Source organism: Candidatus Goldiibacteriota bacterium (assembly GCA_016937715.1).
In the GTDB taxonomy this organism is placed as follows: Bacteria; Oederibacteriota; PGYV01; order PGYV01; family PGYV01; genus PGYV01.
The window spans coordinates 1-19,582 of the sequence record JAFGWA010000080.1; the positions used below are offsets into that span (position 1 = coordinate 1).

Here is a 19,582-nt window from a genome sequence, read left to right on the forward strand (position 1 = left end):
AACCGCAAACGACATAATAAGACAAAAAGTTACAAGAGAAACATGGGAAATTTTAACGGTGTTGCATTAAATGTTGCAAGTTGCCCTTGTTTTTCGTTTTTATAAAAACAATTGATTTTGCAGGGGGATTACTGTAATATAAATTTACTTTGGCGTAAAATTCTTAAATTATTTTATATTAAAGGAGATTGTTAAATGGCTAAAAAGAAGGCTGTCGCAAAAAAGAAGGCTGCTGTAAAATCCGTAAAAGAAATCTCGTTTGGACAGTGCGGGATAACAACAACAATACCCGATAAATTTTACCTTGTAGCCGGCCACGATGAAGGTATGACGCCTTTAAACGCTTTTGATAACGCGCTTGTTGACGCGGGCGTCGGCAATACAAACCTGGTAAGGATGAGCTCTATTCTTCCTCCGGCAAGCAAACTTATTAAACCCATAAAACTTCCGCTTGGCGCTTTAGTGCCTGTGGCATACGCAAGCAAAGTAAGCACGATTGTCGGTGAAATTATATCGGCCGGTGTGGCTGTGGCAATACCACAAGACCCAAAATTAAACGGATTGATAATGGAATATTCCGGAGCGGGGCATAAAGAAGAAATTGAAAAAATCGTAAGGTCAATGGCGGAAGAAGGAATGAAAAAGAGGGGATACAAAGTTAAAGAGATAAAGAGCATTGCAGCGCAGCATAAAGTGGACCATACGGGCGCGGCATACGCGGCAGTTGTGCTGTGGTGGTAAGCTGATGAAAAAAATAACAGGCAGCAAGTGGGCGCACGAACCCTGGCACCGCACGATGTTTAGTTATAAAATCAAGAAAAAACTTTTTGAAAAAAAGACAAAATTTCAGCTGTTGGAAGAGTTTGAAACAGAGGGCTGCGGAAACTTAATGGCGCTTGACGGCTGTTTTATGCTTACCGACATGGAAGAATTTGTTTATCATGACATGATTGTTCATGTCCCGCTTTACTCCCACCCGAATCCGCAGGATGTTCTGGTAATAGGCGGCGGAGACGGCGGAACAGTAAGGGAAGTATTAAGGCACAAAACCGTTAAAAGGGTTGATTTCGCGGAGATTGATGACGAAGTTTTTAAAGCGGCGCTGAAATATCATAAGGGCCTTGTCGGCTGGGTGGGCGACAAAAGGGTCAATTACTGTTTTTCAGACGGCTGCGAATTTATCAAAAATAAGAAAAAAGAGTACGATGTAATAATTATAGATTCCACAGACCCTGTTGATATAGGCGAAGGGCTTTTTACGATGGAATTTTATAAGAACGTAAAAGAAGCTTTAAAGCCGGGCGGCTGCATGGTGGCCCAGACTGAAGACCCGTTCTATGACGCTGAATTTCTTTTAAGGGGGCATAACAAGATTAAAAATACCTTTAAAAATTCAGCTATGTATCTGGCATACATCCCCACATACCCGTCAGGGTGCTGGAGTTTCACATTCGGTTCAGATTCCATTACACCTGATAAAATCAGGAATAAAAAATCCGGCAGGATTAACACCAGATACTACACGCCGGAACTTCATATGGGAGCCCTTGCCCTGCCTAAATTTGTGCAGGACCTTATTAAGACGGGCAAAAGCGTCATTGAAGTTAAAGGGAAAAAGGCGAAAAAGAAATGAAAACAGAGAAAAAAGTAAATTTTGTAGGGTGTAATGACGATATAGCCGCGGCTGAAGTGGTGCTTGCGGGCATTCCTTATGATGTTACTTCCACTTTCAGGCACGGGTCAGAAGAAGGCCCCGACAGCGCGCGTGCGTATTCTGATTCAATAGAAACTTTTTCACCCGACCGGTTTGACGATATTGCCGACCATAAAATCGCCGACGCGGGAAACCTTGTGCTTGCGTCACAGAAACCCGAAGAAGCGGTAACCGAAATGGAAGCTTACGCCGAATCGTTTATTGAAAAAGGCAAAAAGGTCCTGTATGTCTGCGGCGAACACCTTATAACGTACCCCCTTGTAAAATCCTATTTTAAGAAATATCCTGGTTTAAAGGTTGTATATTTTGATGCTCATGCCGACTTAAGGGATAATTACGACGGCAACAAACTGTCGCATTCAACGCCTGCAAGGCGCATCTGCGAAATGATAGGGCCGGAAAATGTTTTCATGTTTGGTATCAGGTCGTTTGAAAAACAGGAAATGGCATATATAAGGGAAAACAGGATTCTGTGCGACCCTAATATGGAAGAGTTTCTTAACGTTATGGACACCATAGAAAATTCGCCTGTTTACATTTCAATAGACGTTGATGTGATAGATCCGGGATTTTTGCCGGGTGTCGGTACGCCGGAAGCGGGCGGGCTGTCTTATAAAGATTTTTTAAAAGCTGTTGAGGGGTTTTCAGGGCTGAAAAATATAGTTGCGGCGGATATAAATGAACTGTCGCCTAAATACGACCCTATGGGGGCCTCGTCAGTATTTGTAGCGAAAATGATAAGGGAGATGCTCCTTGTCATGGCAGGGAAATAAAACAAAGCGGATAATTTACCCGCTATTATATCTGGCAGCCGCTTTTTTTGTTTTTTGGGAGCAGAATACATCATCTAAAATAGCGGTTTGGACCGATTTTCTTTTTTATTTTATGCCTTTTCGGGAACTGGCGGCGGTGTCCGTTCAGGCCGGTGAAATACCGCTGTGGAACCCTTATATTTTCTGCGGAAATCCGCTTATGGCAAATATGCAGTCCGCCGTTTTTTATCCTTTAAACGTTTTTTATTATTTAATGCCTTTTGACATTGCCTTTAAAATACAGACAATGCTGTCATTTTTTATAGCCGCGTTTTTCATGTTTAAGGCGGTAAAAATTTTCGGGGTAAGCGATAAAGGCGCTTTTTTAAGCGGTTTTTTATTCGCCTTTTCTTTTTATATGACCGTAAGAACCGTTGAACTTGCGGACCTGCACACCATTATCTGGGCGCCCGCGGCGGTGTATTTTTCCGTAAGGTGGCTTAAGAAAGGCATGTTTCACGACCTGTTTTTTTCTTCCGCGGCGCTGTCGCTGTCTTTTCTGGGTGGGCACCCGCAGGTCTTTATTTACATCTATATTATATTCGCGGCTTTTTATATCTATGAATCAAAAAATAACATAAGGCAAAAACCCGGAATGCTTGCCGGTTTTGTGCTGATAAATCTTTTTATGGCGGGAATAATAGCCGCGCAGCTGCTGCCCGCGGCGGAATTTGTATTAAATTCAAAACGCGCGGGGCAGGGTTATACCCTGGCGGTTGTAAAAAATACTTACGCCGGCTTTGAACAGATGGCCTCTTTTTTCTTTCCGTTTCTTTCATTTAAATTCGGAAGTGAATCGTCTTTTTTAAACTGGATGGGAAGCATTGATATAGGCGTGGTGTCGGTTTTATTGTTTGTCCTGGCCGCCGTAAGTATGCCTGATAAAAAGCTTAAGAACTTTTTTATGGCGCTGTTTACCGTCTCTTTGTTTCTGGCTTTTATGGGCAGCATGCCGTTTTTTGATAAACTGTATGAATGGGTGCCTTTTATTAAGGCAATGAGATACGCTTCAAAGGTGAATGTAATACTGTTTTTTGTCCTTTGTTTCATGGCCGGCTTTGGTTTTGACGCTGTTTTTAACCGGGAAAAAGGCGGGCTTAAGGGTTTTACAGTTTTTGTAAATGCTTTCGCTTTAACGCTTGTGACGGTGTGCGTCTCTGCGGCGGTATTTAAAGAGCCGCTGCTTAAGCTGTATATGCCGGTAATAATGCCGGCAGCCGATTTTCAGGCCGTTTATGACCTTGTGGAAAGTTATAACCGCCTGCTGAATCAGATTTTTCTTTATACCGCTTTTGTCTGCGCTTTTGCCGCCGTGATTTACGTAAACAGGGAAGGGATGGCGTTAAAAAAATACGCGCCTGTTATTTTATTGCTAACGGCGTGCGGCGCCGTGTTTTCTTACCGGACCGCGGGTTACGATTATTTTCAGAAATTTGAAGACGTAAAAAGCCCCACTGCCGCGGTAAATTTCCTTTTAAATGACCCGGACATAAAAAACGGAAAATTAAGGCTGCTTGCGCCGTCGGAAACAAACGTTTTAAAACACGCCCGTTCTTTTGAGGACGCAAAAGAACTGCTTTATTACAGCAAAGATAAACTGTCCCCCAATGTGCCCATGAGTTTTGGCCTGTATAATTCCGACGGGTTTGATTCGCTTGAAACAGCTTCTTTTGCCGGGCTGCGCTCTCTTGTGTCGGCGTCGGATAAGCCGTGGGAAGCGCCGGCATTTTCTTTATTTTCCATTAAATATATTGCCGCCATTCCAAAAATAAACGGCATGCACATAAAAGAATTATTCAGGGGAGAAACCGGTATATATGAAAACGCGAACAGGGTTGACAGGGTTTATTACGTGCCGCTGTCCGCTAAAATTCATTATACAGATGATAATGCTGAAATTTATCAGGGGCTGCAGGGGCTTGACTTTAACCCGTTAAAGGTGCTTTACCTTGAAGAAAAAGCGCGTGAAAATAATACGGCTGCCGCCGGGCAGAAAAGCGAGAAGTTAAATACGGTGTATAAAGCGTCCGGGTTAAACCGGCTGGACATAAAACTTACCGCGCCGGGGCCGGGTTACGCGGTTATAAATGACGCCTATTATCCGGGCTGGACAGCCAGAGTAAACGGGATTAAAATGCCCATATACAGGGCTAATTCCGCTTTTAAAGCGGTTAAAGTGCAGGGCGGGGAAAACATAATAAAGCTTGAATTTAAACCCTTAATTGTATCCGTGTCATTTATTCTGTCGGTATTATCAATTCTGCTGCTTACTGCTGCTGCCTTTATAACTTTTCACAAAGGTGGAAGTAGATGATGAAAAAGAACCTGATAACGGCGCTTTTTTTCTGCGTAATAACGGTTATGTATATCCTGTGCGTGCCGCCTTCGTATAATTCCGATGACAGCCCTGAAACGGCCGCGGCTTATTATACGCTTGGCATACAGCATCCGCCCGGTTATCCTTTAAGCACGCTTACCGGTAAAATATTCACGTTATTGCCGTACGGAAACACCGCGTTTAAGGCTAATCTTATGGCGGTGTTTTTTAACCTGTTTGCCGGGTTTTTTATATTTTTGTCATTAAGAAAGGTTTTTGGAAGATACGCCGCGGATGAAAATGACAAAAACCGCGCGTATCTGGCGGCGCTTGCTTCATCCGCGCTGTATCTGTTTGGGGCAACCGCGTGGCTGCAGGGAATTATAGCAAAGGGCGGCATCTATTCAATGAATGCTTTCTTTATGGCGCTTTGTTTCTGGCTGCTGTTAAACATTGAACATGGAAAGAAGTTCTTCTATGCCTTTGCTTTTGTTTACGGGCTGTCAATGGGCAATCACTGGACAAGCATGGCGGCAATTGCCCCGGCCATAATGCTGTTTTTGTTTTTTGAAAGAAAAAAACTTAATTTAAAAACTATTGTTACGGCGTCGCTTTTCTTTTTAGCGGGGGCGTCGGTTTATCTGTTTGTATTTGTACGCAGCGCGGCGCCTCCCGCGTACGCGTGGGGCGATACAAAGACTTTAAAAGACCTGTACTGGCTTTTAAGCAGGGCGCAGTATTCCGGGCTGGAACAGAAGCATACAATATCCGACACGTTAAACCTGTTTAAATATTATATTGCCAACTATTCATTTAAAGAACTTCCGTTTTTAACGGGGTGGATATTTCTGCCCGCGGTGTTTTTATACTTTAAAAGGTATAAAAAAGAAACCGGTTTTCTGTTTTTTGCCTGGTTTTTTCTGCTGGCAAGCGTGATAAGCGTGGCGACCCCGCCGGCAAAAACAGAATGGCTTATAAAAACTTATCTGGTATCGGCAAATATGTTTTCGGCCATGCTTGGCGGATTTTTTATATTATGGGTGTTTAAAAGGGTAAAAAACATCCGGATAATCGTCCTGCTTACGGCGCTTATTATAACCGTACCGGCTGTAATTAACAGGCCTGACTACCAAAGGTACTTTGTGGGTTATGACTATTCAAAAAACCTTGAAAAAACTTTAAACCCAGGCGCTGTCCTGTTCTGCGAAGGCGATATGAATATAGGCGCCGCTGTTTATTCCACGCTGGTGGACAAAAGCGATTATGTGCCGGTTATTCCGGTGGTTTTTCAGTATAAGTGGTACAGAAAGCAGCTTAAACTGAATTATCCGGGAAGGGTAAATGTTCCGGAACCATCCGGCGATATGGCCGCGGATATAACGGCCGCGGCAAATCTTAATTCGGCAATGGGAGTGTATTACACCAATGTTTTCACGCAGCAATGGGTAAGCGGGTTAAGGCCGGAACCGCGCGGTGTTACCGAAAAAATACTTTTTGAAGATAGAAATAAAGTGATAAGCGATAATGTCATTAAAATGTATTCTTTCAGGGGGATAACGGATAAACCTTTAAAGGTTGATGAATTTACCAGAAGGCTTGTATATCAGAATTATGCCAATGCTTATTTTGCCCTTGCCGACGGTTTAAGGCAGGCGGGGTATAATCCCGCGGCAGCTTCGTTTTATGAAAACGGGCTGTTTTTCTATGAAGCTGACGGCGCGTATATTAACCTTGGGCTTGCCTATTACCAGTCGGGGAAAATGGAACAGGCGGAAACCGCCTGGCGTGACGCGATACGTTTTAACCCTTCATCATCCGTGGCGTATTCCAATATAGCTTTTATTTATATCGCTAAAAATGATAAATTAAAGGCAAGGGAATACGCGCAAAAAGCGCTGTCTATTGACCCAAAAAACGCCACAGCCGCTTCTGTCCTGCAGAATCTTAAATAGCTTTTAAAATAACCCTTATGCCCTTAAAAATACTGTATTTTAAACCCTTTAATATAGTATAATTAAATAATTTTATGGAGGTAATATAAAATCGCTGTTTCTGAAGCAAAACAAAAGCGTACGGCTCCGCCTATGGCGGTAAACCGCGCGGATAAAGAGCGCGTACTTCTGGTTAAAACTGTTGAACCGCAGCAGTTTTCAGCTATAGATTCGGATATTGAAGAGATGAAAGGCCTTATAAGCGCCGCGGACGGCGTTGTTGTTGATACCGTAACGGTAAAGCGGCAGGCGATATCGCCGGCGTTTTATATTGGCGGCGGCAAAGCGGAAGAGATTGCTTTAAAATACAAAGATACGGTTGACCTTATTGTGTTTGACGGGCAGTTAAAACCCGTGCAGGTAAGGAACCTTGAAAAGATTACGGAAAAAAGGGTGATAGACAGAACCCAGTTAATTCTGGATATTTTTGCCGCAAGGGCGCAGACAAGCGAAGGCAAACTGCAGGTGGAATTCGCGCAGCTTAACTACCTTTTGCCAAGGCTTACAGGGCACGGGGTTTCTATGTCAAGGCTTGGCGGCGGAATAGGAACCAAAGGCCCCGGCGAAACAAAACTTGAAACAGATATCAGAAAAATAAGGGGCAGAATTCAGAAGATTAAAGAAAGCCTTGAAGGGGTAAAAGACAGCAGGGAAAGGCAGCGGGAAAGGCGCAAAAGCGTGCCTGTACCGCAGATAGCCCTGGTGGGTTATACAAACGCTGGCAAGACTATGTTCTTAAACAGCATGACAAACGCGGGCAAATTAAGCGAAGACAAACTGTTTGCCACGCTTGACCCCAAAGTTAAACAATTCAGGCTTCCTGCGGGCTACAGGGTGCTTTTCAGCGACACTGTGGGCTTTATTAAGAACCTTCCCACTCAGCTTGTATCCGCTTTTCGGGCCACGCTGGAAGAAGTGCGGGACGCGGACATAATTCTTCATATCATTGATGCCGGCGACGCGGACGCCGTAAAACACAAAGAGACGGTTAATTCCATCCTGCGTGAAATAGGCGCGTTTGATGGGAAAAAAATAATTGAAGTGTGGAATAAATGCGACCTGCTGGACGGCGAACGCAGAAAGTTTATCACGTCGCGTTCGGCGGATATTTATATTTCCGCGAAAACAGGCGAGGGCATTGACAGGTTATTGTTTGAAATAGAAAAACTTGTGTCGCAGGATTATATAACCGCCGAAGTTGATATCCCTCATAAAGCGGCGGGGCTTGCCGCGATATTTTATGATGAAGCGGTGGTGCTTTCAAGGGTAAATACGGATGAAACTTTAAAGTTAAAAGTTAAGTGCACCAAACGGACGATGGATAGGTACAAAAAAAGTATTCAGGAGGCTTAATAATGGAAAATATAATCAGAGTGGGCGTGATAGGCGCCGGCAGCCTTGGGCAGCATCACGCAAGAAATTACGCGGCAATACCGGGTGTAAAACTTACCTGTATCGCGGATGTTAATGAAAAGGCAAAGGAAATTGCGGACAAATACGGCGCGGAGTTTTTTACCGATTACACAAAGATACTTGATAAGGTGGACGCGGTAAGCGTTGTGGTCCCGACCACTTTTCATTATAAAGTGGCAAAATTCTTCCTTGAAAACGGAATAAATGTGCTTCTTGAAAAACCCATGACCGCCACTTTAAAGGAAGCGCAGGCGCTTTTATTATTACATAAAAAACATAAAAAACTTGTGTTTCAGGTGGGGCATATAGAAAGGTTTAATGACGCGATAAAAAAGATGCAGGAAATGAAAAAAGTGCCCATCCTTATAGAGGCAAGCCGCCTTGGCCCTTTTACCGCAAGAAGCCTTGACGTAAGCGTGGTACTGGACCTTATGATTCACGATATAGACATAATACTGAAACTTGTAAATTCCAAAGTGAAAAAAATTGACGCGGTAGGCGTGCCGGTGCTTTCAAAAAGCACGGACATGGCAAGCGTAAGGCTTGAATTTGCAAACGGGGCCGTGGCAAATGTCACCGCCAGCAGGGTAAGCCCCAGAAGGTTAAGAAAGATAAGGGTATTTGAAAATAACGCCTATATGTCAATTGATTATGTAAGGCAGAGCATAAAAATGTATAAAGTGGCGGAAAACCTTCCCGCGGACAGGCAGATTTCGTGGTCAGACATGACTTTTCTTGAATCTTATCCGCTGGAAAATGACGAAGAAAATCTGGCCAAAGAGTTAAAGTCGTTTATCAATTCCGTTAAGACCGGCGCCAAGACGGCGGTAACAGCGCTGGAAGCTTTTGAAGCTTTAAAAGTTGTGCTTGAAATAGAAAATCAGATCGCCAAAAAGTCGCGTAAAATGAAGGTGTAAGGTTGAAAATATTAATCTCCGCCGGTGAAGCATCCGGCGATAATTACGGCGCGCTTCTGGCGCGCGCGCTTAAAAAGAAAAACCGCGGCGTGGATATAATCGGTTTTGGCGGCAGGGCAATGGCGTCAGCCGGCGTGGATGTAAAAATTGAACTGACAAAATTTGCGCTGGTCGGTTTTATTGAAGTGGTAAAAAAAATTGGCGCCATATTAGGCGTTTACAACACGGCGCTTGAAATAATAAAATCAGAAAAGCCTGACGTGCTTGTGGTAATAGATTATCCGGGGTTTCATCTTAAACTTATTAAAGATGCCAAGGCGCTTGGCGTAAAAAAAATAGTTTATTACATCACGCCGCAGGTATGGGTGTGGAAATATAAAAGGATATTCAAAATTAAAAAGTACACCGACCTTTGTGTGGTGGTTTATCCTTTTGAAGAGAAGATATTTGCCAAAGAAGGAATTAATGTCAGGTACTTCGGCCATCCGTTAAAAGAGATGATACCCGCGGTTAAAAAAACCAAAAATAAATCAGGCAAAGTATATAACGTAGGCATATTTCCGGGCAGCAGGGAAAATGAAATTAAACAGTTCATAGGGCCCATTCTTGAAGCGTGCAGCTTAACGGAGCAAAAGGTTAAGAGAGTTAAGTTTACTGTTTTTCTGGCGTCAGAAGCAGACAGGGAATTCATTCAGGGCAGGCTTTCCGGTTATAAGGGCCTTGTATTTGAATATAAAGGCGGCAAAGATTACGCGGCAAGGGCGGCCCTTGACGCGGCTATTGCCAAATCCGGAACCACCACGCTTGAACTTGCAATGATGGGCATTCCTATGGCTGTGGTTTACAGGGTAAATTCTCTGACGTTCATGATGATTAAGCCCATGCTTACGGCAAAGTACGCGGCGCTTCCGAATATAATCGCGGAAAAAGAACTTGTAAGGGAATTTCTGCAGCACAACTTTAAACCGGCGCCGGTCGCGGATGAAATTATAAAAATAATCACCGATAAAAAATACAGTTCAAGGATAAAAATGTCTCTGAAAAAAGCGGTGGGCAGCCTTGACACAAGCCACAATCCGTCGGATAAAACAGCCGCGGCAATATTGGGGCTGCTGAAATGATGTTTATATATAACCTTGTTTTAAACCTGCTGGTTTTAATAATTCTGCCGGTGCTGCCGCTTATCCTGCTGTTCGGCAGAAAATTCAGGCGCGGTTTTTTACAGCGGCTTGGCATTATTGATAAGCAGGCACTGTATGAAATGAAGGGTAAAAATATAATATGGTTTCACGCCGCGTCAGTAGGGGAAACCCAGGCGCTTATCCCTGTTATTAATGAATTTCTTAATATCAATAATTCGGCGCATGTTGTTATAACGGCGACCAGCATAAACGGCAGAAATAAGATGAGGGAAATAATGAAAGGCAGGGCTTTGTATGTATGCCTGCTTCCGCTTGACCTTAATTTTATAATAGGCCCTTTTATAAAAAAGATAAATCCAAAGATGGCGGTGGTGGTGGAAACAGAGCTGTGGCCTAACCTGATGGACCGGCTGCAGGCAATGAAAATACCTTCGGCGCTTATTAACGGTAGGATATCGCGGAAAAGCTATAAGTTATACAGGCTTTTTAAGAAGTTTTTCAGCGCTGTCATAGAAAAGTTCACCGTGCTTATGATGCAGAGCGAAAAAATGGTGGTGCGCCTGCGTATGATGGGCGTAAAGCGGGATAAGATGATAATGATAAGAAACACTAAATACAGCGCGGACGGCGGAACAGAGACAGAAAGCAAGACAGCTGTTTTGAAAAGTGAAAAAAGAAAAATAGTTGTGGCGGGAAGCATAAGAAAAGGCGAGGAATACACCGTAATTAAAGGGTTTAAAAAATCACTTATGGGAAAAGCCTGCCTTATTATCGCGCCAAGGCATCTTGAAAGGGTGGAATCCGTGGAACAGATACTTGACGCGGAAAATATGACACATGTGCGCTGGACGGAAGTTCAGAACAATAAAGCGGTTTTATTTTATGACGCCATTGTGGTAAACACAATAGGCGAACTGCAGTATATCTATAAATCAGGCGATTACGCGGTAATAGGCGGCGGTTTTAAGCCTTTTGGCGGCCATAATCCCATGGAAGCGGCCTTAAACAGCCTGCCTGTTATTATGGGCAGAAACATGTTTAATTTTGAAGATACATCGCAGCGTTTTGTAAAGGCGGGCGGGGCGTTTATGATTGATGATTCGCCCGATCAGCTTGCGGAAAAACTTAATTTTCTTTATGACAATCCGGATGCGGCTTTAGAAATGGGAAAAAAAGGCAGGGAAGCCATTGAAGCTTATAAAGGCACAGCTGCGGCAACGGCGTTAATCATAAATGAAATACTGATTGAAAATATGAATAAGAAGGCGGAAAAAAATGGCAATTGACACTTTCTGGGCCAAAGCGGTATCCAAAGGGAAAAAAACACCGGCGCAGTTTTTATTCTTTGTATTTCTTTTGTTTCTTTCTTTGCTGTACTATCTGGGCCTTTTAATAAAAAGCCTGATAACCTCATCGGGAATTACTCAGAAAAAACAGTACGGCAGAAGGGTTATTTCCGTGGGCAACATTACTGTGGGGGGCACAGGAAAGACGCCTTTTACGGAAGAGATAGGAAAAAAGATAATCAAAAACGGAAAGTCGCTCCTTGTCGTGGAAAAGGGGTACAAGCGCAGAAAAAATAAAAACACAGAACTTGTTTCTGACGGCGAAAAGATTCTGTTAAACAGCCTTCACGCGGGCGACGAAGCTTATATGATAGCCAGGGACATACCCGGCGCCAAAGTAATGGTAAGCGAAAATAAGTTAAAAGGGATTGATTTCGGAATCGCGCGGTTTAATCCGGATTTTATAATGCTTGATGACGGGTTTCAGAAAAGGGATTTGATGGAAAAACCGCACAATGTGGTGCTTGTAAACGCGCTTGACCCCGCGGGCAACGGGCATCTTTTCCCGGCCGGCATCCTAAGGGAGCCGTTTAAAAACTTAAAATACGCGGACACCGTTGTGATAACAAATGTCAACCTTGCGGGCGATTACGGTAAAATTGTAAAGTTAAGCGAAAAAATATCATCCTTAAACAGAAATATAAAGATATTTGAAGCCGAGCATAATCCGAAATATTTCTATAATGTAATCAACGCGGAAAAAGAAGCGCTTAGTTTTATAGCGGGGAAGAAAGTGGTGCTGTTTTCCAGCCTTGGCAATCCCGAAGGTTTTGAAAAGACCGTTAAGGCGCTTGGAGCGGATGTTATGTTAAGCATCAGGTTCAGGGACCATCACCGGTTTACAAAAAAAGAACTGCGCGGCCTTATGGGGCTGCTTGAAAGGACAGGCACGCAGTATTTAATTACAACGGAAAAGGATGAAGTGAAAATAAACAGAAAGTTTATAACCGATAAAAGGCTTTACGCGCTTAAAATAGGGATGCTTATTAAAAATTCAAAAGAACTTGAAAAAAGGCTGAAAATAGGATGAAAGTGCTGCTTATCCGTTTAAGTTCCGCGGGCGACATTCTTGCCGCGCACAAAACCGTTAAGGCTTTAAAAAACGCGGGCTGTGAAGTGCACATGGCGGTAAAAGTGCAGTTTGCGGATTTAGCCGGACAGCTTGGCGCGGATAAGATTTTCGGGCTTCAAAAGGGCGGGCTTGGCGCGCTGATTAAAGAACTTAATAAAATAAAGTATGGCGCCGTAATAGATATTCAGAATAATCCCAAATCAAGGGCGATTTCATCGGCGCTTAAAGCTGATATAAAGAGAACATACTCTAAAGATATTATTGCAAGAAGGATTTTTGTCCTTTTTAAACTTTATTTTGGCGGTAACATACCGGTTGCGCGCAGGTATTTAAACGCGCTTAAAGGGGTCATACCGGATAAATATTTAAACGGGGCTTTTTCGGCGCCCCGCCTGAAGAAAAAGGATAAAATAAAGGTGCTTATACATACCGGAGCCAGATGGCCGCTGAAAAGGTGGCCGTATTACGGCGCCCTTGTCAGGCTGCTTGCCGGGGACGGCAGAATAAGCTCTATAACCGTCACAGGGGTAAAAGACGAGGTTGCAAAAAATGACCCGATACTATATATTAAAGGCAGGAAGATAAAGAACTTAATAGGGAAAACTTCGCTTGTTCAGATGGTAAGGGAAACGGGAAAAGCGGATCTTTTTATAGGCAATGACACTGTTGCCGCGCACGCCGCGGCAATGAACGGCATTCCGGCTTTTATTTTTTTAGGACCCACCGTAAGCGAATTCGGTTTTATTACCGTACCTGTGTTTTCAATATTTCAAAGAGGCCTTGCGTGCAGGCCTTGCAGCCTTCATGGCGGAAATAAATGCCCTGCAGGCACGTTTGAATGCATGAAGAAAATAACCGCGGAAGAGGCATCTGCAAAGATTTCTGCTTTCATCCGGGGAAAAAACGGCGGTATTTGATGTCAAAAGCTTTTGACTATAAAAAAGCCAAAGAGAAAATGAAAATAATTAACCCGAAGCAGATTAACCTGAAAGAAATGAAAAGGGTTATTATACTTGCGCCGCGCCATACGGAAGACTTTATACTTGCCACCCCGGCGCTTAACGCCCTGAAAGAAGCCCTTGCTCCCGAAGGTGAAATTACCATAATTACAACTGACGGGGCGAAAAAAATAGCTTACGCCTGCCCGGCTGTAAGCCTTGTAAAACCCACCGGATTAAAAGATATTATAAAATCCATGTATGAAGTGTGCAGGGAAAAATACGACCTGTTTATATGTTTTGAAGACGCGTTCTTTTATAAAATTCTTTTTGGGCTGATAATAACGGCAAAAGCGAAACTTACCACAGAGCCAAAAAAACCGGACAAGCTGTTTAATTCGGTTTATAACCTTTCTTTAAGGACTATAGGGCAGCTTCAGCATAAAATAATTAAATACATGAGCCTTGTTCGTTACATCGGCGCCAATTCGTATGATTTTAATCCGCGGTTAAGAATTTCTCAGGAAGACAAACAGTTTGCCGCGCGGTTTATTCAGGAAAAAAATATCAACTGCGAAAGGCCGATAATCGGCATTCATCCCACCTGCCATGACCGCAACAAAAGGTGGTCCTTTAATAAGTTTTCACAGGTGGTATCGATTTTAACGGAACAGGAAAACTGCACGGTTATCGCGTTTCATCATAAAGAAGAATCGGGAATGTTTAAGGAGTTCATGCATATAACAAAGAATAAATGCGTGGATGCCGAAACTTATGATTATATGAAAATTGCCGCGGTTTCAAGGTATCTTTCGTGTTTTGTGACGAACGAGACCGATTACATGCACCTTGCCGCGCCATTTACAAATGTAATCGCGATATGGGGCAACGGGGATCCGGAAAATAATAAACCCTCGGGCACAGGGCATGAAGTGTTATCCACCCTTGACGGCGCGGTTGATTCTGTCCCTGTAAGCAAAGTGCTGGAAAGCATAAGGGCCCATATTTCCGCGCATCACCATCCGGAGTAGCATGAAAATTTCCGCCAACATAACGGCGCTTAATGAGGAAAAAAATATCGAGCGCTGTTTAAAAAGCCTTTCTTTTGCGGATGAAATTATTGTAACGCTTGATTCCAGGACAGATGATAAAACGGAAAAAATCGCCCGCAAATACACTTCTCGCGTCTATAAAAAAGAATTTTCAGGTTTTTCGGACATCAAACAATTCTGCCTTTCAAAATCAAAGTATGAATGGGTGTTTGTAATTGACGCCGACGAAGAAGTATCGCCGGCGCTGGCAAAAGAGATAAAAAGTAAAATTAAAAATACAGTTGTACCGGGTTACATGATAAAAAGGGATACTTTTTTCCTTGGCAGGCGGATTAAGCACTGCGGCTGGGGTAAAGATTATCAGCTAAGGCTGTTTAAAAAGAAAGCCGGCAGTTATGACGGAAAAACAATCCACGAAAGCATAAAATTAAACGGGGCTCCCGGCAGGATAGGCGCCCCGCTTTATCATTATTCATATCCGGACAGTGTTTCGTATTTTTCAAAACTTAATACCTATACCACGCTTCAGGCAGAGGCAAAACAGAAAAAATTCCTGTTATTAAGGATGTTATTTTCGCCCTTTATAAAGTTTTTCAGGATGTATTTTTTAAAAGCGGGTCTTGCGGACGGGGTGCAGGGGTTTATTCTCTGCGTGTACAGCGGTTTTTCCGAATTTGTGAAGTTTTCAAAGATGTGGGAAGCACGCAAGAAGGGCAATGGAGAAGGAATATTATTAAGGGCGCCCAACTGGATAGGCGACGCGGTAATGTTTACGGCAATGATTAAGCCCGCTAAAATGCTGTTTAAAAAACTTGTGGTGGCGTCGGATAAAGCCGCCGCGCCTGTCTTTGAAAATAATCCGGATATAGATAAACTTATAGTGTTTGATAAAAATGATTCCGTGTCGGTAAATGCCGCGGTAAAGGCGGTAAAAAAAGAGAACCTTAACTGCGCCGCCACATTTACGCCTTCGATGTCATCGGGGCTTATGCTTAAAAGGGCGGCAATTAAGAAAAGGGCGGGCTTTGCCGAAGACGGGCTGTTTCTAAATTTAAGGTATAAGCGCGATAAGAAACACGCTGCAAAACACATAACAGACGAATTTAAAGGGATATTGTACCTGCTGTCGCCTTCTTTTGATTTTTCAGCAGCCCGGCAGGAATTGTTTACGGATACAGCGGAGGAAAAGGCCGCGCTTCATAAATTCGGAATATTAAAAGGTGCAAAATACTGTGTGCTTGCGCCGTTTGTGATGTACGGGCCGGCTAAGATGTGGCCGCTGGAAAGGTGGGCGGATCTGGCAGGCGCGCTTTTAAAAAGGCACAGTGGAATGAAAATAGTGCTTGCTGGTACGGCATCAGACAGGCAGTTTGACTTTCCGGTTAAAGAGAAAAGGGTAATTGATTTAAGGGGCAAAACAGGCCTTGCTGAAATGACGGCTGTTATAAAAAATGCGGCGTTTTTCGCGGGAAATGACAGCGGTTTAATGCACATAGCCGACGGTTTGAACGTGCCTCTTCTGGCAATATTCGGCTCTACATCATATCAGTGGACAGGGCCGTTATCTGAAAAATCACGCGTAATATCTTCGGATATTTCCTGCTCGCCGTGTTTTGAAAAGCAGTGCAGATACGGCCACTATGACTGCCTTAAAAAAATAAAAGTATCGGATGTTTTAAAAGAAGCCGAAAAATTACTGCGGTAAGCATTTGGAGGCTTTGATGCTTGGATGCTTAGATGCTTGGTTTAGTTTTGGTAGCCGCACCCTTTAGGGTGCGTTGTTTTATAAACGGCAAAATATAAAAGTACGGGTATAATATAATTTAAAAAGCCGCGCCCTAAAGGGACGCGGCTACCGGTTCTTCCGACCTTCAGCTTTTATCTATAAGATTGGTGTGGGTGTTGTCAAATTTTCGAATTTCGAATTTCGAATCTCGATATCCCTCCGTCCCTCTGTATTCCAGGGCTTGGGTATATTTTTTCAGCGCATGCCGCAAATTGGTATTCTTGTATCCAGACAAACTTGAAATCACTGGTGTATTAACGTCATTGGCGAACGTGGTCTCTCCGCACATACGTGTATGCCGGCGCTGCATTAAACCGCCCCTGCCGCAAACGTAGCAGGTTAGGGCGGCACACACTGAAAAAACACACCCAACCCCTGAAAGGTGTTAATCTAATTTTCGAATCTCGAATTTCGATATTTGTTTTATTTTGTTTTGTGATTGATTGGTATTTGCAGTGGTAGGCGCGTCCTTTCAGGGCGCGGCAGTTGATTTGTTTTTACCTTTACTTCCGTCCCTCTGTCCCTCGGTTTTGCCAAGCATCCAAGCATCCAAGCATCCAAGCGTCCAAGCCTCTAAGTATCTATTCTTACAGCCTTATAAACACATATCCCCATCTTGACGGGTTTACCCTGTAATCGTCTTTCTTTGACCACGGGTATATTTTTACCGGAAGGGAATTCTTATCAGCGTCTATTACCGCTATGTCAAAAGAAAGGTTTCTGTTTTTTATTCCGCAAAGGCATCCTACTTTAAAGTTGTGCCACGGGATGACCGCTTCAAGGGTATAACCGCTTTTATTTTTTTTATAGAAGTATTTGCCCCGGTCAAGCGGCGCGTCAAGGGTATAGCTGTAACCTTCGGGATTTTCCGAAGCCTTAATGGCAACCCTGTGGTCGTGCACGCCCAATATGGTGCGGTTGGGTTCGGGCAGGGCGGTGGAAAATATAATTTCAAGTGCGTCGCCGTTTTTAATATTTTTGCCTGTATTGTTATTCATGCCGGGTGTTTTATCCGCAATATCCGCGAACACATAAAGCCCGCCGTTTCCCGTGCCGAAATATATGACAAAATTGCCGTTTTTGCCTGTAATTGTGACGGGTTCGGTGGAAAAGATTTCGTTTTTTATCCCGTCTATTATTATGTCCTGAACAGGGGACGCGTAAACCACGGGCTTGTTGTCGGGGGCTATGCTTTTATCGCCGCATGAAGACTGCGTGTAAACCTTGTCGGATCCGGAAACGGTATAACTGTAAGAAGGTTTGGTAAGAGGCACGGTGAAATTGCCGCGGTCGTCCCTTACGGTTATGCCTTTATTGGCCGCGCAGGAAACAAGCATTATTGCTGATGCTATTATTAAGGCTATTCTTTTCATAAACGCCTCCTGAAATATTATTTGTTACAATATACCACGTTTTTTAGCGGGTGATTATATGTTTTTTGTTATGTGTTTATGTATTTAATGTAGAGACGCAACATGTTGCGTCTCGCTCTTAAAACAAGGCGTAATGTATTTCGCCTCTACAATAGAAGGCAAAACAGGTTTTATAATGTAGAGATGCAACACGTTGCGTCTCGCTCTTAAAACCAAGGCGTAATGTATTTCGCCTCTACGGTAGAGGACAAGATCGTTTCTATATGAACATAAAATCAAATACACGGGACGCGCGGGAGCACGCCCCCTACAAGAACAGGGCAAGAGAAATTTTATATTGTAGAGATGCAACACGTTACGTCTGGGTTTTGTGTAAAGGTTTGTTTGTGATGAATTAGTATTTGTTGTGGTAGCTGCAGCTTTCAGGGTGCGCGTTTTTATAAACGGCAAAATGAAAGAACGTGGTTAATAGTATATCTTAAAAAGACGCGCCTTAAAGGGACGCGCCTACCAGTTCCTCCGGCCCTCCGAGCTGCCGTCTTTATCTATGGGATAAAAGTTTATGGGATTGGTATGTGTGTTATCAAATTTTCGAATCTCGAATTTCGAATCTCGATATCCCTCCGTCCCTCGCTTTTACCAACCCTCCAACCCTCCAACCCTCTGCTTTATAAGTAAGCCGTTTTTACTATTTGACTTACTTTTGCTGATAATGTAAGATTGATTTATGGAGGTGAATATGTACACAATTACCGTAACACAGAAAGGGCAGATTGTCATACCTGCGGGGCTTAGAAAAAAACTTAATATTAAGAAGGGTACTAAACTGCTTGTAAAAGAGGAGGATAACGGAATATTCATGTCCGCGGCAGATGCTGACAATATTTCAAAGATGAGAGGCGCTTTAAAATCAGATGAGTCCATGACCGGGTATTTATTACGCGAAAGGGCGGCGGAATACGCGCAAATGGATAAAAAATGGAAAAAATAGTATTGGATACTTACGCGGTAATGGCGTTTTTCTTTAATGAAAAAGGCGCGGATAAAGTTGAACGTATAATGAAAGATGCGGTTAAAAAAGGCAATGTTCTTATGATGTCCTCTGTTAACTGCGGGGAATTTTTCTACGCCGTGACAAAAAAAGCAGGCGCCAAAACGGCCCTAAAAGCGCTGGATATGATTGATTCCATACCTGTACATATTCAAGATGCGGGGCGTGACCTTGCCGTACTTGCGGGCAGCATAAAAGCGGAAAACAAAATGTCCTACGCGGACTGTTTTGCGGCCGCCCTGGCAATGATACACAAAGCCCCGGTCGTGACAGGGGATAAGGAATTTAAACAGGTGGAGAAAGAGATTAAGATTATTTGGGTTTGATACTTGGATGCTTAGAGGCTTGGATGCTTGGAGGCTTGGTTTAGAACTGGTAGCCGCGTCCCTTTAGGGCGCGTTGTTTAGATTTTGTATATATGTTTATTTGTAAGGATAAAAATAAATACACGGGACGCGCGGGAGCACGTCCCCTACAAGAACAGGGTAAGATATTAAACAACGAGGGCTAAAGACCCGCGTCTACCAAGGTATTGAATTTCTTCCGTCCTTCCGTCCCTCCGTCCCTCGCTTTTACCAAGCATCCAAGCCTCCAAGCATCCAAGCCTCTAAGCTTCTAAGCCTCCAACCATCTAAGTCTCTAAGCCTCCGGCTTTCCG

Annotated in this window: 16 protein-coding genes; 15 read left to right on the forward strand and 1 reads right to left on the reverse strand. The window is 43.5% G+C overall.

Going from position 1 to position 19,582, the window contains the following annotated elements; all coding sequences use genetic code 11:
- Positions 1–195: 195 nt before the first annotated feature.
- From JXR81_08300 to waaF, 13 genes are all read left to right on the forward strand, one after another.
- On the forward strand, positions 196–741 hold the full coding sequence (locus JXR81_08300; protein ID MBN2754844.1) for an arginine decarboxylase, pyruvoyl-dependent: 546 nt from the start codon (positions 196–198) through the stop codon (positions 739–741).
- 4 nt (positions 742–745) lie between these two features.
- A complete protein-coding gene (gene speE / locus JXR81_08305; protein MBN2754845.1) occupies positions 746–1,633 on the forward strand; it encodes a polyamine aminopropyltransferase in 888 nt (295 codons plus the stop codon).
- A complete protein-coding gene (speB, locus tag JXR81_08310) occupies positions 1,630–2,487 on the forward strand; it encodes an agmatinase (protein MBN2754846.1) in 858 nt (285 codons plus the stop codon). The genes speE and speB overlap by 4 nt, the downstream gene beginning before the upstream one ends.
- Positions 2,488–2,599: 112 nt before the next feature.
- On the forward strand, positions 2,600–4,840 hold the full coding sequence (locus tag JXR81_08315; GenBank protein MBN2754847.1) for a YfhO family protein: 2,241 nt from the start codon (positions 2,600–2,602) through the stop codon (positions 4,838–4,840).
- Complete coding sequence (locus JXR81_08320) at positions 4,837–6,795, forward strand: DUF2723 domain-containing protein (GenBank protein ID MBN2754848.1); 1,959 nt, start codon at positions 4,837–4,839, stop codon at positions 6,793–6,795. The genes JXR81_08315 and JXR81_08320 overlap by 4 nt, the downstream gene beginning before the upstream one ends.
- Before the next feature lie 132 nt (positions 6,796–6,927).
- Positions 6,928–8,187 (forward strand): GTPase HflX, encoded by a 1,260-nt coding sequence (gene hflX / locus JXR81_08325; protein ID MBN2754849.1) that lies wholly within the window; start codon positions 6,928–6,930, stop codon positions 8,185–8,187.
- A gap of 2 nt (positions 8,188–8,189) precedes the next feature.
- The gene (locus tag JXR81_08330; protein ID MBN2754850.1) at positions 8,190–9,164 is read left to right on the forward strand and encodes a Gfo/Idh/MocA family oxidoreductase; all 975 of its coding nucleotides are present in this window, start codon (positions 8,190–8,192) and stop codon (positions 9,162–9,164) included.
- 2 nt (positions 9,165–9,166) lie between these two features.
- On the forward strand, positions 9,167–10,285 hold the full coding sequence (gene lpxB, locus JXR81_08335) for a lipid-A-disaccharide synthase (protein ID MBN2754851.1): 1,119 nt from the start codon (positions 9,167–9,169) through the stop codon (positions 10,283–10,285).
- Positions 10,282–11,592, forward strand: a complete 1,311-nt coding sequence (locus JXR81_08340; GenBank protein ID MBN2754852.1) for a hypothetical protein — start codon at positions 10,282–10,284, stop codon at positions 11,590–11,592. The genes lpxB and JXR81_08340 overlap by 4 nt, the downstream gene beginning before the upstream one ends.
- Positions 11,582–12,682 (forward strand): tetraacyldisaccharide 4'-kinase, encoded by a 1,101-nt coding sequence (gene lpxK, locus JXR81_08345; GenBank protein ID MBN2754853.1) that lies wholly within the window; start codon positions 11,582–11,584, stop codon positions 12,680–12,682. The genes JXR81_08340 and lpxK overlap by 11 nt, the downstream gene beginning before the upstream one ends.
- Positions 12,679–13,641, forward strand: coding sequence for a glycosyltransferase family 9 protein (locus tag JXR81_08350; protein ID MBN2754854.1), 963 nt, complete (start codon positions 12,679–12,681; stop codon positions 13,639–13,641). Before lpxK ends, JXR81_08350 begins: the two co-directional genes overlap by 4 nt.
- The gene (locus JXR81_08355) at positions 13,641–14,693 is read left to right on the forward strand and encodes a hypothetical protein (protein ID MBN2754855.1); all 1,053 of its coding nucleotides are present in this window, start codon (positions 13,641–13,643) and stop codon (positions 14,691–14,693) included. The genes JXR81_08350 and JXR81_08355 overlap by 1 nt, the downstream gene beginning before the upstream one ends.
- 1 nt (position 14,694) lies before the next feature.
- Positions 14,695–16,419, forward strand: a complete 1,725-nt coding sequence (gene waaF / locus JXR81_08360; protein MBN2754856.1) for a lipopolysaccharide heptosyltransferase II — start codon at positions 14,695–14,697, stop codon at positions 16,417–16,419.
- A 668-nt stretch (positions 16,420–17,087) separates the two neighbouring features.
- Here the strand turns inward: waaF and JXR81_08365 are convergent.
- Positions 17,088–17,873 (reverse strand): hypothetical protein, encoded by a 786-nt coding sequence (locus JXR81_08365; protein ID MBN2754857.1) that lies wholly within the window; start codon positions 17,871–17,873, stop codon positions 17,088–17,090.
- 739 nt (positions 17,874–18,612) lie between these two features.
- On the opposite strand from JXR81_08365, the gene JXR81_08370 reads away from it, so the two are divergent.
- Positions 18,613–18,864 (forward strand): AbrB/MazE/SpoVT family DNA-binding domain-containing protein, encoded by a 252-nt coding sequence (locus tag JXR81_08370; GenBank protein ID MBN2754858.1) that lies wholly within the window; start codon positions 18,613–18,615, stop codon positions 18,862–18,864.
- Positions 18,852–19,250: a type II toxin-antitoxin system VapC family toxin gene (locus tag JXR81_08375; protein MBN2754859.1), complete on the forward strand. Its 399-nt coding sequence runs from the start codon at positions 18,852–18,854 to the stop codon at positions 19,248–19,250. The genes JXR81_08370 and JXR81_08375 overlap by 13 nt, the downstream gene beginning before the upstream one ends.
- The last annotated feature ends 332 nt before the right edge of the window (positions 19,251–19,582 follow it).